Origin of the sequence: Shouchella rhizosphaerae (assembly GCF_900142675.1) — a bacterium.
GTDB lineage: Bacteria > Bacillota > Bacilli > Bacillales > Bacillaceae_D > Shouchella > Shouchella rhizosphaerae.
In genome coordinates, this window is the sequence record NZ_FRBS01000001.1 from 148,090 (window position 1) to 174,465 (window position 26,376).

Below are 26,376 nucleotides of genomic sequence, written 5' to 3' on the forward strand. Positions count from 1 at the left end.
CAAAAAACCGGAAGACCCTGCCATACTAGACTAAATAGAGCGCTTGTCTTTAGTCGTGAGTCGGGAACCGGTTTTTTGTATGGTATCAACCCTCTCTACGTCCGTTTATCTTCGTTCCCATTGATGGCCAGGCTACTCGCGTACGGCCGTTTCCCAAATATTCATTGCTGGTCGTCTTGGCGACAAGTCTTCCACGGAACCTTCATCCCTTCCTACCCATACCGAAGCCGTGTATTTGTCGGTTAGTCCAGAAAAGGCAAGGTCGCGGTATTGACTGCTCGTTCCTGTCTTTCCGCCGATGTAGCCATTTTGCCCCAACGTAATTCCTTTGCCTGTCCCTGAGGCGATTACATCCGCCAACAACGTCCGCATTTTGTCATTTGTTTCCTTTGACCAGACAAGCACTTCTTTCACATCGTCCCATTGATAGAGCGTTTCCCCGTGTTCATCAACAACGCGAACGATGCCATGTGCTGGAGCAAATTTGCCGTCGTGTGCAAAAGTGGAATAGGCTTGGGCCATTTCATAAACGGAGACATCAACGGTGCCTAAGGCAAGAGCGAGGCCGCGCTCCTCGTCATTAAGTTTGCTAAAAGAAAAAGGCTCTAAGTAAGATAACGCTTTTTCGACGCCGACTTGCGCCAGCATGTATTCCGCCGGGACATTGTAGGAATGTTTGAATGCTTCTCGCATTGTGACAACGCCAGGCATAGCATGATTGTAGTTATTCACACAGCCAACTGTTTGTTTGCTGCTGTTTTGAGCACAGTTAGGCGATGGATTGCCGTTAAAAGTTGCGGTTAGCGGAGCACCTGTTTCTTCTAAATAAGGCACATAGTCGATCAATGGTTTAAAAGCGGACCCATGGTGGCGAAACGACTGTGTCGCGTACATGAGGTTGCCCCGTTCGTAGCCTCTTCCGTTACTAATCGCGACAATCGTACGTTTATCATTATCGATCACCATCGCAGCTCCTTGTGCGTTGTCAGGCAATTCTCGAACCACGCTGTCGACTAGCCGCTGTTGCCGGTCTGGATCAAGCGCTGTTTCAATCGTTACCCCTTGTTTCAGCAGTTCGTTAACGCGCGTTTCGACTTCCTCGCTTGGCGCTTCCTCCATATTCTCTAGTTGGCGGATAAGCATTTTAAATTCAGCTAAGATAAAATCGCTGTAATCAGGAAATTCGTTTTTAAGCTGGGAACGATGTAAGACGATCGATTCTTCCAATGCTTCGTTATGCTCAGCAGACGTAATGAACCCTTCCTCTTCCATCTTTTGCAAGACCCATTCTTTTCGTTCATGGGTATGTGTGGCTTCGTCTTTAAAAGGATCATAATAAGTTGGATTATTCGGAATGGCTGTCAAAAACGCGATTTGCGCAAGGGACAACTGGTTCGTTGTTTCGCTGAAATAAAGCTGAGCCGCTGCCTCAACGCCATAAGCGCCGTTGCCGAAGTAAATGGAATTTAAATAAAGCTCAAGAATTTCTTCCTTAGAATACTGTTGTTCCAGCTCATAGGCATAAAGCAGTTCACTCACTTTTCGCTCATATGTACGGGAATGGTCTAAAAAGATATTGCGTACCATTTGCTGGGTAATGGTGCTTGCCCCTTGGTCAATGCCGCCTTCGCTTGCATTCGCAAGAAAAGCTCTGGCAATGCCTGTGGCATCGAAGCCGTGGTGCTCAAAAAAACGCTTGTCTTCAGTGGCGATAAAAGCATGAATGACTGTTTCTGGAATATCGCTATAAGGCAAGTAAACTCGGTTCGTTCCGTTATTTAGTTCCGCAAACGTTCGGCCATTGGCATCAACAATTGTACTGTTAGAAGACAAGTAGAGGGCGTCGCGGTCAATGTGCTCATTGACTATTTGTCTTACTGATTGTACGTTTGTGATTTCTGCCGTTACGTTGGAAAATAAAAAAACGGTCGATAAGGCTAAAACCGCAATTAATATCCAGCCTGTCCCTGTTTTCATGACAAAACTCGCTTTCTATTAATATGGGTTTAGTATACCACTGTTTTGTTGGGACGGACAGAGATTCAATTTTCAAAAAGTAGCATGTTCATGCGTCATTCGGCATAACGTTAAGTAATCTCGCTTACACGAGGACGGAGGTATACGCATTGGATATTCTAAAAAAAATTGAACAATACCGAGAAGAAGAAGAACGCTTAAAGTGGGAAGGGACGTTTGCCGATTATTTAGCGTTAATTAAGGAAAAGCCATGGGTCACTCAAACAGCCCACTCACGCGTGTACAATATGATAAAAGACGCTGGCGTAGAAGAAAAAAACGGAAAAAAAGTGTATTCCTTCTTTAAAGATTCCATATATGGGCTGGAGGAAGCACTCGAAAAGCTGGTAGAGGAGTATTTTCATTCGGCCGCGAAACGACTCGATGTCCGCAAGCGGATTTTGTTGTTAATGGGGCCAGTTAGCGGCGGGAAATCGACGCTCGTAACGATGTTGAAGCGCGGTCTTGAGAACTATTCACGCACCGACAGAGGCGCCGTTTATGCCATCAAGGGCTGCCCGATGAATGAGGACCCTCTCCATTTGATTCCGCTGCATTTGCGCAAAGACTTTGAAGAGGAGTATGGCATAAAAATTGAAGGCAATTTGTCGCCTTTAAATATGATGCGGCTAGAGGAGGAATACGGAGGGCGAATTGAAGATGTCTTAGTGGAAAGGGTGTTTTTCTCAGAAGACAAACGCACCGGGATTGGCACCTTTTCGCCATCAGATCCAAAGTCCCAAGACATTGCCGATTTGACAGGAAGCATCGACTTCTCAACCATTGCTGAATTTGGGTCTGAATCCGATCCGCGTGCATACCGCTTTGATGGGGAGTTAAACAAGGCAAACCGCGGTATGATGGAATTTCAAGAAATGCTGAAATGCGATGAAAAATTTCTATGGCATTTGCTGTCGTTGACACAAGAAGGCAATTTTAAAGCAGGGCGGTTTGCATTAATTTCAGCTGATGAACTCATACTAGCTCATACAAACGAATCAGAGTACAAATCGTTTATCTCCAACAAAAAAAATGAAGCACTCCATTCAAGAATCATCGTCATGAAAATCCCCTACAACTTAAAAGTTTCGGAGGAAGAACGGATTTACAAAAAAATGATCGCTGAAAGCGACTTAGCTCATGTCCATATTGCCCCCCATGCTTTGAAGGTAGCAGCTATCTTTACGATTTTAACTCGTTTAAAAGAGCCGCACAAGGCGGGAATTGACCTAGTGAAAAAAATGAAGCTCTATGACGGGGAAGCGGTTGAAGGATACAACAGCCAGGATGTGAAAGAATTGCAGGCCGAGTTTCCTGACGAGGGCATGAGCGGGATCGACCCCCGTTATGTGATCAACCGCATTTCGTCAGCGATTATCCGTAAGCAATTAACATCGATTTCAGCGTTGGATGTGCTTCGTTCGATTAAGGAAGGGCTTGACGCCCATGCTTCGATTTCTAAGGAGGACAAAGAACGGTATATCGACTACATTACAGTTGCCCGCAAAGAGTACGATATGATTGCCAAAGAGGAAGTGCAAAAAGCATTCGTCTACTCTTACGATGAATCAGCGAAGACGCTAATGGACAATTACCTTGACAATGTGGAAGCTTATTGCAACAAAAACAAACTCCGCGACCCTCTTACAGGAGAAGAAATGTCGCCAGACGAAAAGCTGATGCGTTCAATCGAGGAACAAATCGGCATATCCGAAAACGCCAAAAAAGCATTTCGTGAGGAGATTTTAATTCGCATATCTGCCTATGCCCGAAAAGGGAAGAAATTTGACTACAACTCCCATGAACGGTTGCGTGAAGCGATTCAGAAAAAGCTATTCGCCGATTTGAAAGATATTGTAAAAATCACGACTTCTGTGAAAACGCCAGATGAATCACAGTTGAAAAAAATGAATGATGTCATCGCAAGACTCATTGATGAACATGGCTATAACTCAGTTTCAGCTAACGAATTGCTCCGCTATGTTGGCTCACTTTTGAACCGGTAGGCAAGAAATCCTCCGCATCGCCTCGTGGAGGATTTCTTGTTCTTTTTTTGAATTAATGATACGTTAATAAAAAGGCGAGCAGGATGCTCATGAATGGAAGACGGAAAGCGAGGAACAGCAGTGGCAGAAGCGGAAAAGAAATCAGAGTTTTGGGGCTGGGTAAAGGCGATTGCAATTGCGCTTATTCTTGCGTTTGTAGTCCGGACATTTGTGATGACCAGCTTTGAAGTTCGCGGCGTCTCAATGGTGCCGACTGCTCATGACGGTGAGCGTTTTATTGTAAATAAATTAAGCTACCAATTTGGCGAGCCTGAGCGGTTTGATCTCATTGTGTTCCATGCGACGGAAGAGGATAGCTACATCAAACGGGTGATTGGCTTACCAGGCGATACCATTCGATTTGAGGACGACATCCTTTACATTAATGGCGAGCAAATCGAAGAGCCTTACTTGGAAGAAGCAAAAGCTGCTTATTCAGGGCCTGCGTATACGGAAGATTACTCATTTGAAGAAACCGTCCCAGAGAACCATGTGTTTGTAATGGGTGACAACCGCCCTGCTAGCTTAGACAGCCGTGTTATTGGCCCAGTTAATGAAGATGAAATCATCGGCAAAGTCGGATTGCGTTTTTGGCCAGTATCTGAATTTGGCTATATGGATTGAAAAACGAGTGCTTTTAGCACTCGTTTTTGCATTTAATCAGAAAAGAGTTGGTGAATAAAATAGGAGTTCCGTTCCATAATCATGCGCCAATCTTTAAAAAGCTGCGTCTCTTCTGCAGCAATTTCCTCAATGCCGCCTTCACTTAGTTGAAACACTTGTGCTCCTGGATACAATATCAATATCGGCGAATGGGTCGCGAAAATAAATTGCGAGTTTTTGGCGATTCGTTCCTTGATGGCAAGGAGAATTTGAAGCTGGGAGTTTACAGACAGCCCAGTTTCTGGCTCGTCCATCAAATAAAAGCCATTGCCGAAAAAGCGATGGTTCATTAACGTGGTCATTGCCTCACCACGAGAAAATGTGTGTAAATTGCGGCCAAATAGTTCTTGTGATAACACTCCTTCCCCTTCTGCAAATTGATCCATATCTGTAGCCAAATTATAAAACGTCTCTGCCCGGTAAAAGTAAGCATCGCGTGGGCGATAGGCCCCCCTAGTTAAGCGGCAATATTGGTAGAGACTGGAATGGCTTGCTTCTGTTTCGAAACGGTGGTTTTTTGAGCCGCCTTCAAGGTTTAATTCCATTAACGCTGCTAGTGTTTCAATCAACGTTGACTTGCCTGTTCCGTTTTCGCCGACAAAAATGGTGACAGGTTTTTTAAAAGAAAGACTATCAAAGCCTTGCAGGAATGGAAGGGTATGAGGAAAACCAAGATGTCGCCCATTAGCAGGCTTGTCGTAGTGCAACTGTGTAATGTACATATGTCTAGGTATCATAGGCTCTCCCTGCTTTTTACATTAGTGTAGCAAAAAATGTACGAAAGGGGGGAGCCTGCTTTTATATTGATAGGTTTTAGCGGTGCAAGAACGAGGCCTTTGCAAAATGCATACATACGAAATGCTTATTATCAGTTAGCCTTTTCATCGTTACCATGGCGCGGTTTGGCTTGTCCAATAAAAATTTCTTGGCAACTCTTGCTCTTGTCTTACATAGGATAAGAAAAGTAGCCATGCAACAATATTTTGCACCAGTTTATGATATGCACAATCAACTAGAAACGTTCCACTTTCAATCGATAAACGTAAACAAACCTTACTGAGGAGGGAAGGTATGGAAAAAGACAACGGCCGGCAGTTCACAATCTCCCAGGAAAACTGGTCCCTCCATCGAAAAGGGTTCCAAGACCAACGTCGACACCAAGAAAAAGTACGGGACGCCATCAAAAAAAACTTGCCTGACTTAGTTAGTGAAGAAAACATTGTGATGTCCAATGGAAAAGACGTGATCAAAATTCCGATCCGCTCGTTAGATGAATACAAAATTCGTTACAACTATGACAAAAACCAACATGTTGGCCAAGGGAAGGGCGACAGCAAAATCGGCGATATCGTTGCTCGTGATCCAAATGGTGACAAACAGGCAGGCGCTGGCAAAGGGTCAGGCGCAGGCGATCAAGCAGGCGAAGATTATAATGAAGCTGAAGTTTCGATCGTGGAGTTAGAAGAAATGCTTTTTTCTGAGCTTGCATTGCCAAATTTACAAAAAAAAGAAGAACAAGAGCTCGTAGTGGAAGATATTGCATTTAATGATATTCGCAAAAAAGGGTTAATGGGAAATGTCGACAAACGCCGTACGATTTTAGCCGCCATTAAGCGCAACGCTTTAAATGGCAAAGCGAACATTATGCCGATTTACAATGACGATTTACGGTTTAAAACTTGGACGGAAACGATCCGGCCAGAATCAAAAGCAGTTGTTATTGCGATGATGGATACAAGTGGTTCAATGGGACGGTTTGAAAAATATATGGCACGCAGCTTTTTCTTTTGGATGACTCGTTTCCTACGTACAAAATACGAAACAGTTGAAATCGAATTTATCGCTCACCATACAGAAGCGAAAGTAGTAAGCGAAGAGGATTTCTTTTCAAAGGGAGAAAGCGGGGGGACGATTTGTTCATCCGCTTATAGGAAAGCGCTAGAGTTGATTGACGAGAAATACAACCCACGTGCGTATAATATTTACCCATTCCATTTTTCAGACGGTGATAACCTAACGTCTGATAACGCACGTTGCTTAAAACTAGTTAACCAGCTGATGGATCGTTCCAACTTGTTTGGCTACGGGGAAGTCAATCAATATTCGCGCCATTCGACATTAATGAGTGCGTACAAAAACATCACAGATCCCCGTTTTATGCACTATATTTTAAAAGAAAAAGGCGATGTTTACCACGCCCTAAAATTTTTCTTTCAAAAATCGGCAGAGGAAGCCCCCGTTTAGGGGGTTTTTCCTTTTGCAACGAAAGTGGCCACTATTTTATTCGTTTTATATCTCTTGTTCTAATGAACGCATCGCTAGCGACTTGTTAAAGCATGATCGTGATGAATTCGTTGCTAGAACATTTGTTTTTGACGACAACGTTAAATGAGATTTGTAGTCCAGATAAACACAAAGATGATGCTAGTAATTGCCAGTGATGAGAGGAACCACCGCTTTATACTAGGGTTGTTTTTCAAAAGTGTGTCGATTACGCCACTTAACAAAAAAACGACTACAAACGTAACAACAAAAATTGCAACCAACATGATGATAGGCATGAAGCATTACTCCTTTTTTAAAAGTATAGCAGAAAAAAGTACATCCATAAACGTTGCTTCCATTAAACCGTGAATGTTCTCCCTTTCTTAAAAGGCCTGTTAAACATCTATTTTCGATTGCTGTCTAAATCGATTGAACAACTGGTTACATAAAAGGTTCAAGCGCTTTTTTATAGTGATGCAATGTTTCCTTCCATTCTGAAGCATGTGCTGTAAAGGAGAGAAGGATGCTCTCAATTACAAATGTTCGTGGTTCCTGCTGTTTTAGTTCATGCTCAATAAATTCCAGCCCCTCGAGCAAGCCTTTTTCTATTTGTGTATCGTGGTTTGCGGAAAGAATCGCTGTCTTAAGGGTATTGTGCGCTGTTTCAAAATGCCGTTGATCCTTCATGGGTGTTGTAGCTTTTTGGTCAAGCCAATCCCGCAACAAACTTTCAGTAAACAATGGCGCTTTGTGTGTTTGCTGCATGCTGGAGAAAAACTCTTCTGCCCTTTCAGCGGCATAGCGGACAACGTTTTCGTAAAATTGGTCTTCTTCTTTTTTGGAAATCGTTTTTACACGCATAAATTGATGGATAATGCCGTTAAAAATAAGGGCTCCATCCAAGCTGTATGGTTTTATTTCTTCGCCAAACATGCGAACAAACTGGTTTTGAATCCATTCGATTTCATGAAAGAAATATTGCTGGAACAGTTTTTTTAATGAAGGGTCGTCTGATAAAAAAATTTGTTCAAATAAAGGAAAAAGGTTGTATTTTTTGTTTGTCTTGCTAAACAGCATCGTTTGTTTTGTAAATTGTTCCATCCCTGTAATAGCGGGATCATCTTCAATTTCTTTCCTCTTGGCGATAACTTTATTGTGTATCAATTTAATGATTCCGTATAGGAGGTCATTTTTCGACTGAAAATAGTTATAAAACGTTCCTTTTGAAATCCCGCTTTTGTCAATAATCATTTGGATAGAAGTCCCTTGAATGCCGGATTTTAAAAATAGGTTAAGCGCTGTTTCAATGACATGTTCTTTCCGTTTCAGCAATTGCGTCACCCCGTATTGAATGATCTGAACCAGTCGTCCAAATTTAATGCTACCGTACATTTGTAAAAAAAACAAATCGCAAATTTTCCGCTTGAAAAGAGGAATGGAAAGGAGTATGATAAATCTCGTTATTACTATAGAATTGGTGTATATATATTGGACCGACAGTTTAGAGGGGGTTATTGAATGACAGAAAATACACCAACGAAACCGCCATATAAAATGATTGCGATACTGCTTGCAGGTGCATTTATTGCGTTACTAAACAATACGTTGCTTAATGTGGCTTTGCCGTCTATCATGGCAGACTTTGATATTTCTCCTGCGACTGTTCAATGGTTAACGACTGGCTATATGCTTGTAAATGGAATTCTCATACCCATTACAGCGTTTTTAATCCAAAAATTTTCCGTGCGCGGGCTTTTTTTAACGGCGATGACATTGTTTACTTTAGGAACCGCATTAGCTGGCTTCTCCCACAGTTTTCCTGTACTGATGGCAGGGCGTGTCATTCAAGCTTCAGGATCGGCGATTATGATGCCGTTGTTAATGAATGTGATGTTAACATCGTTTCCCGTTGAAAAGCGCGGATCGGCAATGGGCATTTTTGGCCTCGTCATGGTATTTGCCCCGGCAATTGGCCCGACGTTGTCAGGCTGGATTGTGGAGCATTATGAATGGCGTGTATTGTTTTATATGATGCTGCCGTTCGCGATTGTTACCCTTTTACTCGCTGTTTTTCGCCTATATGACAATAAACAATCGGTGCATACACATTTGGATGTGATGTCTGTTATTTTATCAAGCATCGGTTTTGGCGGGATATTGTATGGGTTTAGTGCTGCTGGCGACAAAGGATGGGCTAGCTTAGAAGTGTACGGCACAATCGTCATCGGCGTGATTGGCCTTGTGTTGTTTATTACGCGGCAATTTCAATTAGAAAAGCCCATGCTGGACTTTCGGATTTATAAATACCCGATGTTTGCTTTATCTTCGGCGATTTCGCTTACAGTGACGATGGGCATGTTTGGGGGAATGTTGCTTATGCCGCTTTATATTCAAACGGTCCGTGGCATTTCGCCTTTCCATGCAGGCTTGCTCATGTTGCCAGGCGCTTTAATCATGGGGGCGATGTCCCCTATCACCGGACGTTTGTTTGACAAATTTGGCGGGCGCATTTTAGCAATCACTGGCTTGTTGATCACGATTGTTACTTCCTACTTTTTCACGACATTGGCTCTTGATACTTCCTATACGGAGTTAATTATGTTGTATTCATTTAGGATGTTTGGCATGTCTATGTTGATGATGCCTGTCATGACAAATGGTTTAAACCAGCTTCCCGCACGAATGAATCCACACGGAACGGCGATGAATAATACGCTAAACCAAGTGGCAGGGGCGGTTGGTTCCGCGTTGCTTGTGACGATTATGTCTACACAGACAAGAATCCATGCAGAGGAGCTAGCTGGGACAATTGATCCTGCGCTTCTCGGCCAACAGGCCATGGTCGAAGGGATCAACGACGCATTCATGGTTACCGTATACGTTTCAATCATTGCGTTAGTACTAGCCTTTTTCATGAAACGGGCAAAACCTGCTGAAGACAGCAATGAAGAGTTGCCAGGAAGGGCAAAAGACTTGACGGAAGCTCCGAATCATTCTTAACGAAAACCAAATAAGCTCGCCTCGTGTGTAAAACGAGGCGAGGTTTTTGCTTTAGCGAAGGGATTTCATCATATTTGCCAGCTGGGAAAAGAGAGCCTGCGATGTTAACAGTCCAGCAAGATGAGTATGATTGGCTAGCGGCATTTATTTTATACTTCAGACAAAACCGTTCAGTAACATCGAACAAGGTGCTATACTTGATTGACGGAATGAAGTGCGCGCCATCTGTCTTGCTGTCTATATCATGATGTAGTGTATTTTTCCAAGTGTCAGGCGCAAAGCGTGATCATTTGTGGATTAGGCGTTTGAGCATAAATGAGCGTTTGACTGAATAGAAGTAATGTTGGTAAAAAAGGGGGCTGGCTACAGTTGGTACAAATGACAGAAGAAAAGGCGATCGAGGCGAAAGGCCTCGTGAAAGTATTTGGCAAGCATCGGGCTGTTGATGGCGTCGATTTGTCTGTCGTAAAAGGAACGGTCTATGGGTTTCTTGGACCAAACGGGGCAGGAAAGACGACAACAATCCGCATGCTTGCGACTCTTTTAAAACCAGATGGCGGTGAGGCGAAGATTTTTGGCCATGACCTCGCCAAAGAAACAGATGCAGTCAGAAGCCGGATTAGTTTAACAGGACAATACGCTTCCATTGATGAAGATTTAACTGGCATCGAAAATTTGACGATGATTGCCCGACTTATGGGCTATAAGCGGAAACAAGCAAAACAGCGAGGGGAAGAATTGCTCCATGCATTTGGATTAGAGGAAGCCGCAAAAAGGCAAGTGAAAAATTACTCGGGCGGGATGCGTCGCCGCATAGACATTGCCGCCAGCATTGTTGTTACCCCTGAACTGCTGTTTCTTGATGAACCAACCACAGGGCTTGACCCTCGGAGCCGCAACCAAGTGTGGGATATTGTCCGTACATTAGTCGATGCTGGGACGACCGTGCTCCTTACGACGCAATATTTGGAGGAAGCTGACCAGCTGGCGGACCGGATTGCCGTTATCAACCATGGCAAGATTATTGCTGAAGGCACAAGCAGTGAGTTGAAAGCATCGGTTGGCACGAATACACTCCACTTGACGCTGCAACATGCAAGTGATCGGGAAAGGGCGATCCAATTGCTGGCGGAAGATCAGAACACCATGGTGCATGCTGGAAAAGACCCGACGTCGCTTACCGCGCAAACGGGTAATCCAGATGTGGCGGCAGCTGCTGTAGGAAAGTTAGCGAGCGCAAACATAGCTGTCCGTACTTTTTCCCTTGGGCAGCCGAGTCTAGATGAAGTCTTTTTGACGCTAACTGGTGAAATGGTGCAAACCCCAGAGGAAGAAAGGGAGGGAAGCGAATGAACAAGGCAACGGAAGGAAATAAACAAGAACAAAGCATGCAATTAGCGGATGCAATTGCCAAAAGCAGGCGCCCGCCTCGCCCGAGCCCACTCGCTGCGTCAATGGCATTCGCGACTAGGGCACTACTGCGGATTAAGCACATTCCTGAACAAATGTTTGATGTGACAGTTTTTCCAGTTATTTTCCTGTTAATGTTCACTTATTTATTTGGCGGTGCGATTTCTGGCTCCACAAATGAATATTTGCAATTCCTCCTGCCAGGGATTCTTGTCATGACCGTCGCGCAAATTACGATGTATACCGGACTTGATTTAAACAACGATATTCGAAAAGGCATCTTCGACCGTTTCCGAACGTTGCCACTCTGGCTGCCTTCGGCCCTGATCGGCTCGTTGCTAGTAGATACAGTCCGCTATACAATGGCATCGGCGATCATGATTATACTTGGCCTTATTCTTGGGTTCCGTCCAGAAGGGGGAGCGCTTGGCGTCATTGCCGCAGTTGCGTTAATCTTGCTTTTCTGCTTCAGTTTATCGTGGATTTGGACGACGCTTGGCCTTATTATGCGTTCTGATAAGTCGCTCATGATGGTCAGTATGATGGTGCTGTTTCCGCTCACTTTTGTCAGCAATGTCTTCGTCGATCCAGGAACACTGCCATCGTGGCTCCAAGTTTTTGTCGACATCAATCCAATCTCCTTATTAGTCGATGCCGTTCGTGGCTTCATGCATGGAACGGCTACTGGTGAACAGGTAGGCTGGGTAGTAGCTGTATCGTTTTTGATTGCAGCTGTTTTTGCTCCGCTCACGATGTATTTGTACCGGAATAAGAAATGAAACAAGACGACCAGAGTCAGGTATTTGCTGGTCTTTTGCTGTTTTCAGTGCCTGTTGGCTGTTTCATCAATTGTTTTGGCGCTATGTTTTTGATGACTCTTTACGTCTAGGCGGCAATTTTAGCGGGCTACTATTTGTTTTGGCGCAATTTACGGTGATTGACATGGTTCCAACGCCCTATATCACTTCTGCGATAGTAGGTGTATGGTATCCTTTTGCTTTTAATAAAATAGGAGTCAAAAAGCGGATAAACAGCGGTACAGGCTGAAAGGAGTTCCAGTGGAAACTGCCAAATCCGATTTTTTAGAAGATCTAGGAGGAGTTCAGAAAAATGGTTGATGCTAAGACCGTATTGTTAGACCAATTATTAGCAAATGCAAATGACCCCAGCTGGTATATTCCTTTCCAAGAAGCTGTTAAAGGGATCTCGGAAATAGAGGCGTTTTGGAAACCTGACAAATCGAGCCATAGCATTGCCGAGATTGTCCAACACTTAATCTACTGGAATCAAATATGGCAGACACGCTATGAAAAAGCGGACGCACGTACAGTACCGAGCGTCAAAAAGAATGTGGATAGCTTTCTTGTCCCGAAAAATAAAACCTTCCAAACTTTGCAAACGGAGCTGCTGGACATTTTGTTGCGTTGGCAGGACTTAATTACAGAAAAGCAATTGTCAGAGAAGGTAAAAGGCTATCCGGTAGAGGCCGAATGGTGGGGGTTAATTGCAAATGCAACAACGCATAATGCCTACCATATCGGGCAAATCGCGTTTTTACGGAAAATGGATAAGCCCGTGATTTAAAGCTTTAGAAGTTGCAAAACAGAGGCAGATTTGACATGTAACGATTAAAAGAAAGGACCGTTTACCGATTATTTCTATGTTCAACTATAATGAGGCGCCTTCTTGTAGAGGGCGCCTCAATTTTTAGCTATTATCAGCTAAAGGATTATTTTTTCCCGAGTTGTTCTTCCAATTCCTCTACCAGACCGACAATTTCCACTGTCCGCTCTTCACGTTCTGCGTCTTTTTGTGCTTTTTCTAGTGCTGCTCGCATTTCAGCTTGTGAGAGCTGTGCTTCCATTTCTTCTGTCACGCTTAATGCTTCAGCGTATTGGCGCAATGCGTCAGCTTCTTGGCCGATAATGTCGGTGTCGCATTCGCCCCCAATGGCAATATTGTGTTCATGACCGGTAAATGTACAATTTTCGATGAAGCCGCCAGCATGGAGCAAGCGGATGGCACAGGTCCCGCCGTTTTCGATCACGCATTCTCGAATCGTTGGCGCGCTATGTTGGATATCAATTTGTGCTTCATAATGGCCGCTAAACTGGCAATGTTCCAGGAGCCCGCTCGCTTCCATGTCAAAGCGGATGCCGCTCTCATAACTGTCATAAAGCTTGCTTTCTTTCATGGTAATGGTGGAATGGCTGCTTACATAAATTTGCGGGTAAAGGTCATTATGATGGTAAAAAGTTGAATTTACAACATTCGCATGGCTATGGTCATGAATATATAAGCCGCTTTGCGCTCCATCAAAGACTTGTATGTCTTCTAGGTCGGCTTCGCTTTTGTCAGCAATGACGAGTTGATTCAGTTCATTTTCATAAAAGCGGCAGTGACCCACGTCTGCACTTGCTTGTTCCGTTAGCCAAAACCCATAATGTTTGCCATAGAAGATAGCGCTATGTTTTAGGCTTATCCGTGCTTGTTCGCTTACTGCTAATTGAGGCATCATGTGGCCGAACAAGTCACTTGATTCCACATGGGCATAAGCGTTTTTCGTCAGGACTACCCCTGATTTTTGCCCAAATTTAATCGTGCTTCTATACACGTAAAGGGCGCCATCGCCAACGCGAATATGGTCGTCTTCGTGCGACGTGAGAATCGTTGCTTCAAGTTGGGCGGTACCGTTATCGTTAATGTCGACTCCGATTTGTCCAGCTTCAAACAAACTGTTTTGGATAATCGTTTCCCCGCCTAAAACGACTACTTGCTTTGGTACATTATTCGTCAACGTACATGAATTCAATGTCAGTTTTGATTCGCCAAGGACAAGTGTCCCTCCAGAAGAGCCTTCATAGATCAGGCAATCTTTTAAAGCCACTTCACTATTGCCCATCGATTTAAGTTGCATATTTTCAGAATGATGGCCGTAGATTTGGCAATTTTCCACAAAGCTGCGGCTGTTCTGGTCAAAATAAATCGCCGCGCTCTTTCCTTGGTAAATATGCGAGTGTTTCATCACAAACCGGCCGTTCCCGCTTACACATACTTGACTGCCCCGTTGGCTGTATAAGGCGCAGTACTCGGCACGGGCTCGCCCAACTACAAATAGGCCGATGCCACTGTGGCGAATCGTGGCGTCGGTTAAATCAAGATGGCCATCTTCAAGAACATGGATCCCCCATTTTTTTAGGCGGGTAAACTGACAATGAGTCAATTGCGCAAATCCGTTTTTAACGGTTAGCCCTTTTTCGCATTCCGCAAAAGAGATGTTTTTTATCGACACCGACGCTTTATTGATGATCTCCATTGGCGCTTGAATAATGACTGTTTCTGGTTCACCAAGGCCGACTAAATGAACAGACTTGGCAATTGTCACAGACTCCTGGTATGTTCCTGGATCTATTTTGATCGTATCCCCATCGTTCGCATCAAGCAACGCTTCTTCAATCGTTTTGTATTTGGAAAGGAGTTTTCTTGTTACGTGGATTGTTTTCACCGTTTTCACCTCAATCTATGCTAGAGTATACCGCTTTTTTTGAAGGCTGTCCAAGTAGAGTTGTTTTTGCATGAAAAAGAGCTATTTTGTACACCTTAATCACAGATTAGCATGATCAAAACGCGTTTGTATGCAGTTTTTTAGCAAAAATTTCAGGTGGTTTAACGGATGAAAAGTGCTGATGTTTAAATACCCTCACTTTTGAGGTATACCAATACTAATGATGAAGAAGAGGAGGAAAGAGAGAAAATGGACTTACACAATTATTTAGCAAACGGCATTCCGCCGCAAAAACAAGACAAGCAACCAGGGGATGAAGCGGTGATGGAACCGCGCCCGATCTATGAAGACGACGATTACAAAGGTACAGGAAAACTTCGCGGCAAAGTAGCGCTTATTACTGGTGGCGATTCGGGTATCGGCCGCGCCGTGGCAGTTGGGTATGCCAAAGAAGGCGCCCATATTGCGATCGTCTATTTAGATGAGCATGAAGACGCAGAACAAACAAAGCAGCGCGTCGAGCAAGAAGGTGTTCAGTGCATTACAATTTCTGGCGACATAAGTGATGAAACGTTTTGTAAGGAGAGCGTTGAACGTACAGTCACAGAACTTGGCGGCCTAGATATTTTAGTCAACAACGCTGCAGAGCAACATCCAGTCAACGATTTACGGGAACTAACAGCCGAACAGCTTCACCGTACATTCGCGACCAATTTCTATTCGTATGTGTATTATACGAAAGCAGCGCTTGATTATTTGAAGCCTGGCAGCGCTATTATCAATACGTCTTCCATTAATGCCTATCGGGGCAACGTGACGTTGATTGATTATACGAGTACCAAAGGCGCCATTACAGCCTTTACCCGTTCAATGGCGCAGGCGCTTGCTTCAAAGCATATCCGCGTAAACAGCGTAGCCCCTGGCCCGATCTGGACGCCGTTGATTCCTGCTTCTTTTGACGAGCAGAAAGTGTCTGAGTTTGGCACAACGACGCCAATGGGACGAGCAGGGCAGCCGAGTGAACTTGTCGGTGCCTATGTACTCCTCGCTTCTAACGACTCTTCCTACATGACCGGACAGGCGATCCATATTAATGGCGGGGATTATATTAGTTCATGACTGAGAAAAGCAGGCTAGTGCAGCCTGCTTTTCTCAGTGATGTTAAATGGACGTTTCTTTACGGACGACAGTTGTCGTATTCTTGTTTCGGGTCGCTGCACTTACTAGGAGCAGGCCAATTGTCGAGGCAACTAAGCCAAACGCAACGTATGGGATGGTTGTACCGAGCAAATGGGCTAAGCCTGCGCCTGCGATTCCAAAAAGCATACCGGCAATCGCGCCTTTGAAAGTAAGGAATTGTCTGTCTTTTAAAGCGAAGCCGATAAACAGTGGAGCAAACAGACCTGCGGCTGAATAAGCATAAGAAGCGACAATCCAGTCAAGTGCCCGTGGATATAACGTCGCAAGAGCAAATGCAAAGAAGATGACAAATACTGAAAAAATACGCGATGTCCGGAGTAGCTGTCCGTCGCTGACTTTCGGATTAAGATACGACTGGTATATATCACGGGTGATATTAACGACGACCGATTGGACTGCGCTGGTGACCGTTGACAACAAGGTTGCACAAATGAAAGTAGAATAGGCGACCATTAAAATCGATGGCATATTCGATAAAAACATGCCAGCAGCACTTTCAGGGTTATCCAAGTTCGGGTTCATCGTGTAGGCGGACATGCCGACTAACGCTGCGTAAAGCTTCGTCAAAATGAGGAGAGCGGCAGTAGAAAGCAATGAAATGACGACTGTCTTCATACTGTCAGCAGCATAAATGCGTTGGAAGTACATTTGATTGGTCATTGTGCCTGGTGTGAGCGATAATGACCAAAAGAGCACTGTTAGAAGCCCAACGGACCAAAAGCCTTCAATGCCAATATTCTCTTGAGGGACTGCCTGTACGATCGCTGACCAACCGCCGGCTGATGTGATCGCATAAACAGAAGCAACGACCGCCATCACGAGCATGAGAATCCCAAAAATCAAGTCTGTCCAGGCAACAGATACCATTCCTCCTGGGATAATGAATAAAAGGCAAATGACTGTGAAGATAAGCATTAACAGCCAAGGTTCAACGCCAGTCAATTCTGAAAACAATCGGCCGAAAGCAACTAATTGTGTACACAGCCAACCAAAGGGGACAACCATTGTCATAAATGTGATTGTCGTGATCAAGAACGGGTGAGTGCCATATATTTTTTTGAAAATATCAGGGAGACTAATAAAATCGTTTTTGCGCAACCATTTCGCAAGAAACAGTAAGGCAAGAACTCCCGCTCCTGTGAACAAGCCATAAGTAATCACGCTCCAACCGAAAGCATAGCCGATCCCGACTTGAGCAACAAGCATGCCGCCGCCAGAAGCCGTCGCGAACTGTGTTAAAATGACGACATAGACCGGCAAAGCCCGCCCGCCAACAGCCCAGCCTTCGTTGTTCCGAGTACGTTTGCTAATATAAAAGGAAAAGATGATGGCCCCTATGAGCACAATCATGTTTGCCACAATTACCCAAATCGATACATCCACACAAACCCCTCCTCAGATAATTGAATATTCTGTAAAAAATAACGCCATCTAAAGCTCTATTGCAACAAAGCTTTAGATGGGCGACTCTATTCATGGTGAAACATGAGTTTACAGCGGTCGCCTCTGAAAATGCTTTTCGTGAGAATTAAGCGCTTTTTATTCCATGTTGAGCCGATTTTTGTAATTTTTAATGCAGGCTGTCCGTTGCCTTCAACTTGTAGGCGTTCGGTTTCCAACTGGGTTAGGATGACCGGTTCTACCGTGGTGTCATATGCTTGGATTTGCAAGTTGTACTGAGTAATCAATAGTTCATAAAGCGTGCCTTCAAGGTTTTTCTGCAACAAACCAGGAACCGCTGCACTCGGTAAATAAGATGTTTCCACAGCGACAACTTCATCCTCAAAATAGCGTAGACGGATAAGTTCATAGACAAGTTCGCCAGGAAATAGTTCCAATGCCGACTGGACTGTCGCCGAACAAGCTAGTTCCTGAGCTGACAAAACGGTATGTTTTTTACCGAATTTTTCAGGATAATAAAAACTAAACACAGGCGTTTGGATTTTTTTCTCATTCACAAATGTCCCTTTTCCTTGTTTTCGGGTCAAACGCCCTTCATCAACGAGTTTTAACAATGCTTGGCGAACGGTTGAGCGGCTTAACCGGTACTGACTCGCCAATGTAAGTTCGTCTGGAATTTTCGCATTTTCTTGCCATTCGCCGCTGTCTATTTTTTCAACAAAAAGATCTTTTAATTGCAAATAAAGGGGAATGCTGCTTTCTTCATCAATCACGTCGGCTCGCCTCACTCATTCATACTACTGCGCCCCCCTTTCGAGTTCCGCAGCGTAGCGTTTGTATAGTTGATCAGCAGATTGCAGAGCCTGTTTCAAATCACTGATTTTTTGGTGATCTGATGCTAGTGTCTGTTCGAGCTGCTGTAATTGCCGTGCAACCTCAACAGGGGCTGAGCCGCCGCGTACGGTCCGAAGGGAAATATTTCGCTCCGGATCAAGGGCCTGCTCAACAAATTCTTTGGTGACAGAAACCGTTTTTGCTGTTACCTGTTTAATAGCACGTTCAACTGTACTTGCTTCTATTTTATCAGATCCCAGCCCTTGATTCAGTGTCTCGTTGACAATCTCAGCAACGATATGATGGGCGGTGCGGAACGAAAAGTGGTAGTGTCTTACTAGCGCATTTGCTAGCTCAGTCACAGTACTAAAGTTTTGTCGAGTAGTAGCGGCCATATTGTCTTTATGAACGGTAAGCGTTTGTAAGGTTTTGATCATAAGCCGAATGGCTGCTTTCGTTTCATTGATTGCTTCCCATGTGTATTTCATGCTTTCCATGCTTGTATCCCGCGAATGCGAATAAAGGGTATTCTTTAATACTGAGAGGGAGGATACAAGTGCGCCTTGAATATGTCCAGCCTTCGCTTTAATATGCTCGAGCGTAACGGGATTCTTTTTTTGCGGCATAATGCTGCTAATAACTGCTACTGAATGACCGACTTCAAGATAACCAAATTCATACGAACACCAAGTGTAAAGGTCTTGTGCGAAGCGGCTTAATGAGTTACTAAATATGCTTAATGCTGAAAGTGCTTCTAATGCATAATCTCTAGAGGCGATGCCGTCAAGCGAATTTTCAAGCAAATCGGCGAACCCTAATAACTCCATCGTGAACTTTCGGTTAATCGAAAACGTAGTTGAGGCAAGGGCACAAGAACCAAGCGGGCTTTTGTTGATGTGGGCATAACAGTTATACAGGCGTGTGAAATCCCGCTCGAATCCGTGCAACAGTGCGGAAAGGTAATGGGCAAACGTAATTGGTTCAGCTGGCTGTAAATGTGTGTAACCAGTCATTAATGTCGCCGTATGGTCAGTAGCTAAATCAATTAATGTCTGCCTTAGTGTACAGACTAGTTCGTAAATTTCGATCATTTCTTCGCGTATTCGCATGCGGCTCACAGTCGCCAAAATATCATTGCGGCTTCTTCCTGTGTGCATTTGTCCACCTATCTCTGGTCCTGTTTGCTCGATAATATAAGCTTCCACATTAAAATATAAATCTTCAAGAGCAGGATTGATCGACAATGCCTCTTTTCCTGTCACCTGCAAGTGGGTCAGGACGGAATGGATTTTACGGGCTGCTTCGTCTGAGATAATACCCTCCGATTTTAGCATAAATAAGTGGACACTGTTAATTTTTAGCAAGTATGAATAGTGATATTTTAAATCGGAGCTAATGCTTGGCTTAAACAATAAGTCAATCATTTCCTGTGAGGGAGTTTCCTTTAAACGACCAACCAAGGAGATCACCAGCCTTTCAGATATGTACGTATGTTGTAATGTTCGTACAAATTGTAGTTGATTCTAAATTAGCAGCAACAAATCGTACTGTCAATACTTTTCTGAAAAAACAACGAGATTTTTTATCATGACAGATATGCGTGGTTTGGGCATAAAGAGGAGGCGCCTGCTAATGAGTCAGGCGCCTCAAGTCTGGTTTGGACAACATCAACGTACCATTTTCGTTACAAAGTGGTAGCGATCACCACGGTAATGGGAATAAACAGCTTCTAATACACGATTGTCTTCAAGTCTTGTTTGCCGGCGAATCGCCAAAAGTGGGGAGCCGACGGGCACCGTAAGCCAACGGGCATCTTCTTCGTCAGCGAGGACGGCTGCGATGGTCTGTTCTGCATCAGAAATTGAATAGCCGCATGTCCGTTCAAAGTAGGAGTAAAGCGAATGGTTCAATGTGTCAGCGGTTAAATGTGGGGCGAGCTCGCAAGCAATATAAGTCCGTTCCAAGGCAATAGGCAACTTGTCTGCTAGGCGCACACGTTTAATGGCATAAATAGGGGTGCCTTCCTCAACCGCAAGCACTTTGGCAATCGGTTCATCCGCTTTAGCGGTTTTAAAAGAGAGCAACTTTGAACCAGGCTCCATGTTGCGGCTTTTCATATCTTCTGTAAAACTGGTCATTTTAGAGAGTGGTTGTTCAATTTTAGGCCACGATACGAATGTGCCTCGCCCTTTTTCACGGTATAGTTTTTTTTGCTGGACAAGATTGTTAATGCCTTGGCGAACGGTCATGCGGCTAATGCCGTACATGTCGGCAAATTCTCGCTCAGATGGCAACGCTTCGCCTGGTTTTAAAATCCCATCGGCAATTTGCTTTTTAATAAGCTCCTCAATTTGAAAATAAATCGGAATAGGAGACTGTTTGTCAATCATGCCTTTGTCCTCCGAACATATGATAAAATCAGTATACCATAATTTTTTTTCATTGTAATTGGTATAGACAACTAAACGACTAGAGCGTATACTAAAAGAAACAAAGGGAATGATGAAACGAGGAAGGTGATCGCATGGCAAGTATCGTTGTAACAGGGGGACAGTTGATCACAGGGGAACCAGGGTGTCGTAAATACGAGAAAGGGTTTCTTGCGGTCAATAATGGCAAAATTATCGCGGTTGGTGTTGGCAACGGCGACGATTATAAGAACGAAGATACAGTACAGATAACGATTCCAGCTGATGCCGTCGTTGTCCCAGGCTTTGTTGACGTGCACATACATGGCGGCTATGGTGCCGATGTAATGGACCGTACAAAGGATGCGTTGCAAACAATGGCAGCAAATTTGCCAGCCGAAGGGACGACCGCTTTTCTTGCGACAACCATTACCCAAAAACATGAGGACATTGAAGCTGCGATTGAAAATGTAGTCGCTTATAGACGGGCGGATAAAGAAGCAGAGATTGTCGGCCTACATATTGAAGGGCCTTTTATTAATGAAACGAAAAAAGGCGCACAGCCTCTCGAGTACATTGTAGAACCATCCGTACCAATCATGAAAAAATGGATCGATTTAGCAAAAGGCATGATTAAACAAGTAACCTACGCACCGGAAAAACGAAATGGAAGCGAGTTGGCAGCCTATTTGCGTTCAGAAGGTGCGAATCCGTCAATTGGCCATTCAGATGCTGTCTATACTGAAATGGAGCAAGCTGTCGCAGCAGGTGCAAACCAAGTTACGCATATGTACAATGGCATGCGTCCTTTGCATCATCGTGAACCAGGTGTAGCTGGTGGGGCGCTCCTCCTTGATGAACTCGACATTGAATTGATTGTAGACGGCATTCACATCCATCCAGAAATGGTGAAGCTGGCCTGGAAAGCAAAGGGCACAGACCAATGTCTACTTATTACTGACTCGATGAGGGCAAAAGGGTTGCCTGACGGTGCTTATGATTTAGGGGGACAGGACGTTTCTGTTAACGGTGGAAGAGCGACGCTTTCTGATGGCACGCTCGCCGGTTCTGTTTTGCAAATGAACAAGGCGGTAGCAAATATGGTTGCTTATAGTGGCTGCTCATTGGAACAAGCGGTGCAAATGGCTTCCTACAACCCAGCGAAAAAAATTGGCATTGACGCGAAAAAAGGGTCATTGGTGCCTGGGAAAGATGGCGATTTTACTGTGCTCACGAAAGAGGGCGACGTGTTGTACACCTACTGTTTAGGGAAAAAAGCATATGGCAAGGAGGATGACGTATGAATATTATTCACGTAAAAAATTATGAAGAAATGAGCCAAAAAGCAGCAGCACTCTTGTTTGAGCGAATTCAGCAGTCTCCGAAAATAACGCTCGGACTTGCGACAGGGGGCACACCGGAAAATACGTATACCGCTTTGATTGCAAAAGCAAAGGAAAACGGCCAATCATTTTCACATGTGCAAACGTTCAATTTAGATGAATATGTCGGCTTGCCTGCTGAGGACAAAAATAGTTACCGCCACTATATGGAGCAACGGTTGTTTGATCATATCGATATTCCAAAAGAAAAAACGCATTTGCCAAATGGAATGGCTCCGTCCCTCGAAGAAGAATGCCGTGCTTATGAAAACATGATTGCCGACGCGGGCGGAATTGACATTCAACTTCTCGGTATTGGCAGCAATGGCCATATCGGTTTTAATGAGCCAGGGACGCCATTTTCGAGCAAAACCCATGTTGTCGAGCTGGCCGAAGAAACACGCAAAGCCAATGCTAGGTATTTCCCAACTTTAGAAGATGTGCCGAAACAAGCGATTACAATGGGGATTCAAACGATTATGGAAGCGAAAGAAATTTTGTTGCTTATTTCCGGGAAAGCAAAAGCAGAAGCGTTCGCCAAATTATGCTCAGATGAAGTAACTGAGGCGTTCCCGGCTTCTATATTAAACAAGCATCCAAATGTCACAGTCATTGCCGACGAAGAAGCGGCAAGCGTTTATACGCAAAAAGCACACTTGTAGAATAACTTTGGTTAAGAAAAGAGAACCGGCGCAACATTGATACGGTTCTCTTTTTGTATGATTTAGTAAGAAAATCGGCTGATCCTGCCGCTAATAGTTCCTCTTTTTCGGCATTTTTAGTACACTACCATTATCAGCAAAAAAATGAAACAGGTGGTGGTGGAGATGGAAAGCAATGATGTGCTAAAGCTTATGACCAGTCATCGGTCGATTCGCGCTTTTACAAATAAGCGCGTCACAAAGGAGCAAATTGAAACGATTGTCAGCTCGGCGCAGTGGGCGTCGACGTCCCATCATGTGCAAGCGTACTCCGTTATAGCTGTGGAGGATGCTGCTCGTAAAGAAACACTCGCCGATTTAACAGGCGGCCAACGTTGGGTAAAGGAGTGTAGTGTGTTTTTTGTTATTTGCGCAGATTTTTCACGGCATGCAAGTGCCAGCAAACAGCATCACGTTTCATTTGACGTCGGTGGGGCGGAGCAACTTCTCGTTGGCGCTGTGGATGCCGCTTTATTTGCCCAAAATGTTATGCTTGCCGCTGAATCGCTTGGCCTTGGCGGTGTCATGATTGGCGGAATCCGCAATCAACCAAAGGAAGTAAGCGACTTGCTTCATTTGCCTACATATGTATTCCCAGTAATGGGGATGGCGATAGGCGAGCCTGACAGTGAACCTGGGCAAAAGCCGCGCCTGCCTTTAAAAGCTGTGCTCCACCAAGAAACATATCAAAGCGATCAGGAAGATGCCCTTTCTGCCTATGATGAAACAATGAGCGCTTATTATGCTAAGCGCACGAATGGCAAACGAACCAATGGCTGGACTGCATCGATGGCGGCTTACACAAAAGAACGGAAGCGGCCTCATTTGGATGCTTTCTTGAAAGAAAAGGGCTTTTTGCAACAGGAATAACAGACAGTGAGTGGGGGGATGGCGATGGACATACAGCAAGCAAAAATGATGGAACAGCTGCCAAGTCAATTTTTTGCGAAATTAGTAAACAAAGCACAACGATTGGCTCAAGAACATAATGATCTCATAAATTTAGGCCAAGGCAACCACGATCAGCCGACTCCTGCCTTTATTGTTGAGGCGCTGCGTGAGGCAAGCAGCGAGCCGCAGTTTCATCGATACGGCCCTTTTCGTGGGTATCCGTTTTTAAAGGAAGCAATCGCTGCTTATTACAAACAGCAGTATGGCGTGGAGTTGGACCCTGAAACCGAGGTCGCCATTGTGCCAGGAACAAAAACGGCCATTGTTGAGTTATGCCAATGTTTATTAAATAAGGGGGACATGGCGCTCGTACCTGATCCAGGCTATCCAGACTATTTGTCAGGCATCGCGATAACGGGAGCAATAGCGAAACCAATGCCGTTGTTAAGGAACAACCGATTTCTGCCAGATTATCATGAGCTAGGCTCTGATGTGTTGGATAAAGCAAAAATGATGTTTCTAAATTATCCTAACAACCCAACTGGCGCGACAGCCGACGCGCGCTTTTTTGCCGATACGGTCGCTGTTGCCCGTTCGCACTGTATTCCGGTCATTCATGACTTTGCTTACGGTGCAATCGGGTTTAATGGCACGCCATGCAGCTTTTTGCAGCAAGAGGGGGCAAAGGATGTAGGCGTAGAGCTTTTTACTATGTCGAAATTGTACAATATGGCAGGCTGGCGTGTCGGTTTCGTGCTTGGCAATAAGGAAATCGTTGCGATGCTAGAAGAGTTGCAAGATCATTACCATTGTAGTCTCTTCGGCGGCCTTCAAGCAGCTTCTGCTTGCGCGTTGCAATCCGATCAATCCAGTGTACACGAGCTGGTTGGTCTGTACAAAGAACGGAGCGAAGCCCTTTGGGAGGCAGCCCAGGAAATTGGCTGGCAAGTTGAACAACCATCAGGTTCGTTTTTTGCCTGGCTCCCTGTACCAAAAGGCTATACGTCCGAGGAATTTAGTGAACTGCTTCTTGACAAAGCCCATCTCGTCGTCGCTCCAGGAAACGGGTTTGGCCAGTATGGAGAAGGATATGTGCGTATCGGGCTCCTCGCTGACAAAACGACATTGCGTGAGGCGATCGCACGAGTGGGCAACTTAAATCTGTTTTAATAAGACAATGAAACCGTGTCGTCCGTGTAATGACACAGAGGGGGATGGAATGGAGGAAATTGCGAGCATTTATTGCATTGGCCGTAACTATGCCAACCATGCAAAAGAATTAGGAAACGAAGTGCCGACAGAACCGTTGTTATTTGGCAAACCTAAAAGCGCAGCTGTGTTGGCTGACGGAAGGACGCTTCTTTATCCAAGTGACAAAGGGGCCATCCATTATGAAGCCGAGATTGTATTGAAAATTGCCAAAGACATGGAGGATGGAGATACACTTGATGATGTCGTCACGGAGATGGCCATAGGTGTTGATTTAACGTTGCGAGATTTGCAAAGCAAGCTAAAGCAAAAAGGGCATCCTTGGCTCCGCGCCAAAGGGTTTCGCAACTCTGCCATCCTAACGCCATTTTTCCCGTTTCCAGGTGAACAAGAAAGCAAAAGCCTCAACTTTTCTCTCGAACGAAATGGCGAGGTCGTCCAGCTAGGCAATACGGAGAATATGTTGTTTTCGTTTAATGAAATTGTCCAAGAATGCCATCTTGCTTTTGGTTTAAAAAAGGGCGATTTGCTTTTTACAGGCACGCCAGAAGGTGTCGGGGCAATCGCTGATGGTGATCAATTTAACCTTGCATGTCAAGGAGAAACAAAGGGGACTTTTTTTGTAAGAATGGAAAGTAAAGAATAAACACCTCCCTTTGTTTTTAAAACAAACCTTTGAAGAACGTAAACGGAAAGGAGGTGCATGGATGAAAACGTTGATTTATGCCCACCGTGGTGCGTCTGGATCTTATCCGGAAAACACGCTGAAGGCTTTTGAGCAAGCGGCAAAAGCAGGGGCAGACGGCATCGAATTCGATGTTCAATTAACGAAAGATGATGTGCCGGTTGTGATTCACGACCGCACGGTCAACCGAACAACCAATGGGCAAGGCCCTGTTTGCCAATATATGGCCAATGAGTTGAAACAATTGAATGCAGCTGCCAAGCAAACGTACCAAAAACAAGAAAGCATCCCTTTCCTGTCTGAACTGCTCGACTGGGCAGCGAGTTATCCGTCGCTCCATTTAAACCTAGAAATAAAAGGATATGGCCAGCCGCATGAGCGCGTCATTGATGCGATTTTGCCGCTCATTCACGATAACCGGTTTAAAGAGCGTCTTGTTGTTTCTTCATTTGACCATATGTTGCTAGCAAAGTTGCAAGCCCATTTACCTTTCATTGAAACGGCCGCACTTGTAAAAGGGCCTTTATTTAAAGCAACCAGCTATCTGAAGCAGTTAGGGGCAAAAGGCTACCATTTAGACAGTATGTACGTATCAAAAGAATTGATCGAAGAAATGAAACAGGCAAATATTGCGGTTCGGGCTTTTACTGTCAATGACACCACAACTTTGAAAAAGTTATTTTCTTGGGGCTGTCCAGCCGTCTTTACAGATTTTCCGACACGAGCGCTCCATCTTCGTGAAGAGTTTATGTAAGAGGGCA

At 44.6% G+C, this 26,376-nt stretch carries 23 protein-coding genes; 15 read left to right on the plus strand and 8 right to left on the minus strand.

Going from position 1 to position 26,376, the window contains the following annotated elements; genetic code table 11:
• Window positions 1-132: 132 nt before the first annotated feature.
• Entirely contained in the window at window positions 133-1,977 is a 1,845-nt protein-coding gene (locus tag BUC05_RS00780; protein ID WP_073303933.1) for a transglycosylase domain-containing protein, read from the minus strand.
• Window positions 1,978-2,126: 149 nt separating this feature from the next.
• Between BUC05_RS00780 and BUC05_RS00785 the strand changes: the two genes are divergently transcribed.
• Window positions 2,127-4,022 carry a PrkA family serine protein kinase gene (locus BUC05_RS00785; RefSeq protein WP_011246318.1) on the plus strand — a complete coding sequence of 632 codons (1,896 nt, stop codon included), beginning with the start codon at window positions 2,127-2,129 and terminating at the stop codon, window positions 4,020-4,022.
• A 93-nt stretch (window positions 4,023-4,115) separates the two neighbouring features.
• The gene (lepB, locus tag BUC05_RS00790) at window positions 4,116-4,685 is read left to right on the plus strand and encodes a signal peptidase I (RefSeq protein ID WP_011246319.1); all 570 of its coding nucleotides are present in this window, start codon (window positions 4,116-4,118) and stop codon (window positions 4,683-4,685) included.
• Between the two features lie 32 nt (window positions 4,686-4,717).
• Here lepB and BUC05_RS00795 read toward each other — a convergent pair whose 3' ends face one another.
• On the minus strand, window positions 4,718-5,461 hold the full coding sequence (locus BUC05_RS00795; RefSeq protein WP_035204439.1) for an AAA family ATPase: 744 nt from the start codon (window positions 5,459-5,461) through the stop codon (window positions 4,718-4,720).
• 334 nt (window positions 5,462-5,795) lie between these two features.
• Here BUC05_RS00795 and yhbH point away from each other — a divergent pair, with 334 nt between their 5' ends.
• Window positions 5,796-6,968 (plus strand): sporulation protein YhbH, encoded by a 1,173-nt coding sequence (gene yhbH, locus BUC05_RS00800; RefSeq protein WP_011246321.1) that lies wholly within the window; start codon window positions 5,796-5,798, stop codon window positions 6,966-6,968.
• A gap of 462 nt (window positions 6,969-7,430) precedes the next feature.
• Here yhbH and BUC05_RS00805 read toward each other — a convergent pair whose 3' ends face one another.
• Window positions 7,431-8,321, minus strand: a complete 891-nt coding sequence (locus BUC05_RS00805) for a TetR/AcrR family transcriptional regulator (RefSeq protein ID WP_011246322.1) — start codon at window positions 8,319-8,321, stop codon at window positions 7,431-7,433.
• 186 nt (window positions 8,322-8,507) lie between these two features.
• Between BUC05_RS00805 and BUC05_RS00810 the strand changes: the two genes are divergently transcribed.
• From BUC05_RS00810 to BUC05_RS00825, 5 genes are all read left to right on the plus strand, one after another.
• Window positions 8,508-9,989 (plus strand): DHA2 family efflux MFS transporter permease subunit, encoded by a 1,482-nt coding sequence (locus tag BUC05_RS00810; protein ID WP_073303939.1) that lies wholly within the window; start codon window positions 8,508-8,510, stop codon window positions 9,987-9,989.
• Between the two features lie 101 nt (window positions 9,990-10,090).
• Entirely contained in the window at window positions 10,091-10,237 is a 147-nt protein-coding gene (locus tag BUC05_RS21355; protein WP_167369555.1) for a hypothetical protein, read from the plus strand.
• A gap of 130 nt (window positions 10,238-10,367) precedes the next feature.
• Window positions 10,368-11,342 (plus strand): ATP-binding cassette domain-containing protein, encoded by a 975-nt coding sequence (locus BUC05_RS00815; protein ID WP_063608308.1) that lies wholly within the window; start codon window positions 10,368-10,370, stop codon window positions 11,340-11,342.
• On the plus strand, window positions 11,339-12,178 hold the full coding sequence (locus tag BUC05_RS00820; protein ID WP_011246325.1) for an ABC transporter permease: 840 nt from the start codon (window positions 11,339-11,341) through the stop codon (window positions 12,176-12,178). Before BUC05_RS00815 ends, BUC05_RS00820 begins: the two co-directional genes overlap by 4 nt.
• A 331-nt stretch (window positions 12,179-12,509) precedes the next feature.
• Window positions 12,510-12,983: a DinB family protein gene (locus BUC05_RS00825; RefSeq protein ID WP_063608289.1), complete on the plus strand. Its 474-nt coding sequence runs from the start codon at window positions 12,510-12,512 to the stop codon at window positions 12,981-12,983.
• A 145-nt stretch (window positions 12,984-13,128) separates the two neighbouring features.
• On the opposite strand, the gene BUC05_RS00830 is transcribed toward BUC05_RS00825, so the two are convergent.
• Entirely contained in the window at window positions 13,129-14,904 is a 1,776-nt protein-coding gene (locus BUC05_RS00830) for a right-handed parallel beta-helix repeat-containing protein (RefSeq protein WP_073303942.1), read from the minus strand.
• 249 nt (window positions 14,905-15,153) lie between these two features.
• Between BUC05_RS00830 and BUC05_RS00835 the strand changes: the two genes are divergently transcribed.
• Window positions 15,154-16,023: an SDR family oxidoreductase gene (locus BUC05_RS00835; RefSeq protein ID WP_035204447.1), complete on the plus strand. Its 870-nt coding sequence runs from the start codon at window positions 15,154-15,156 to the stop codon at window positions 16,021-16,023.
• Between the two features lie 42 nt (window positions 16,024-16,065).
• Here the strand turns inward: BUC05_RS00835 and BUC05_RS00840 are convergent, their stop codons facing one another.
• The 4 genes from BUC05_RS00840 to BUC05_RS00855 all read right to left on the minus strand — a co-directional run bounded on the left by BUC05_RS00840 (window position 16,066) and on the right by BUC05_RS00855 (window position 20,729).
• Window positions 16,066-17,487, minus strand: a complete 1,422-nt coding sequence (locus BUC05_RS00840) for a sodium:solute symporter family protein (RefSeq protein ID WP_084140006.1) — start codon at window positions 17,485-17,487, stop codon at window positions 16,066-16,068.
• Between the two features lie 86 nt (window positions 17,488-17,573).
• Complete coding sequence (locus tag BUC05_RS00845) at window positions 17,574-18,278, minus strand: GntR family transcriptional regulator (protein WP_011246330.1); 705 nt, start codon at window positions 18,276-18,278, stop codon at window positions 17,574-17,576.
• A 24-nt stretch (window positions 18,279-18,302) separates the two neighbouring features.
• Window positions 18,303-19,808, minus strand: coding sequence for an argininosuccinate lyase (argH, locus tag BUC05_RS00850; protein ID WP_279626584.1), 1,506 nt, complete (start codon window positions 19,806-19,808; stop codon window positions 18,303-18,305).
• Between the two features lie 198 nt (window positions 19,809-20,006).
• Window positions 20,007-20,729 carry a GntR family transcriptional regulator gene (locus BUC05_RS00855; RefSeq protein WP_073303949.1) on the minus strand — a complete coding sequence of 241 codons (723 nt, stop codon included), beginning with the start codon at window positions 20,727-20,729 and terminating at the stop codon, window positions 20,007-20,009.
• Between the two features lie 134 nt (window positions 20,730-20,863).
• Here BUC05_RS00855 and nagA point away from each other — a divergent pair, with 134 nt between their 5' ends.
• The 6 genes from nagA (at window position 20,864) to BUC05_RS00885 (ending at window position 26,369) form a co-directional block, all read left to right on the plus strand.
• Window positions 20,864-22,051 carry an N-acetylglucosamine-6-phosphate deacetylase gene (gene nagA, locus BUC05_RS00860; RefSeq protein ID WP_073303951.1) on the plus strand — a complete coding sequence of 396 codons (1,188 nt, stop codon included), beginning with the start codon at window positions 20,864-20,866 and terminating at the stop codon, window positions 22,049-22,051.
• On the plus strand, window positions 22,048-22,791 hold the full coding sequence (gene nagB, locus BUC05_RS00865; protein WP_011246334.1) for a glucosamine-6-phosphate deaminase: 744 nt from the start codon (window positions 22,048-22,050) through the stop codon (window positions 22,789-22,791). The genes nagA and nagB overlap by 4 nt, the downstream gene beginning before the upstream one ends.
• Before the next feature lie 165 nt (window positions 22,792-22,956).
• Entirely contained in the window at window positions 22,957-23,700 is a 744-nt protein-coding gene (nfsA, locus tag BUC05_RS00870) for an oxygen-insensitive NADPH nitroreductase (protein WP_073303953.1), read from the plus strand.
• An 18-nt stretch (window positions 23,701-23,718) separates the two neighbouring features.
• Window positions 23,719-24,891 (plus strand): pyridoxal phosphate-dependent aminotransferase, encoded by a 1,173-nt coding sequence (locus BUC05_RS00875; RefSeq protein WP_082369276.1) that lies wholly within the window; start codon window positions 23,719-23,721, stop codon window positions 24,889-24,891.
• Window positions 24,892-24,940: 49 nt separating this feature from the next.
• Window positions 24,941-25,576: a fumarylacetoacetate hydrolase family protein gene (locus BUC05_RS00880; protein ID WP_035204453.1), complete on the plus strand. Its 636-nt coding sequence runs from the start codon at window positions 24,941-24,943 to the stop codon at window positions 25,574-25,576.
• 61 nt (window positions 25,577-25,637) lie between these two features.
• A complete protein-coding gene (locus BUC05_RS00885; RefSeq protein ID WP_011246338.1) occupies window positions 25,638-26,369 on the plus strand; it encodes a glycerophosphodiester phosphodiesterase in 732 nt (243 codons plus the stop codon).
• Window positions 26,370-26,376 lie beyond the last annotated feature (7 nt).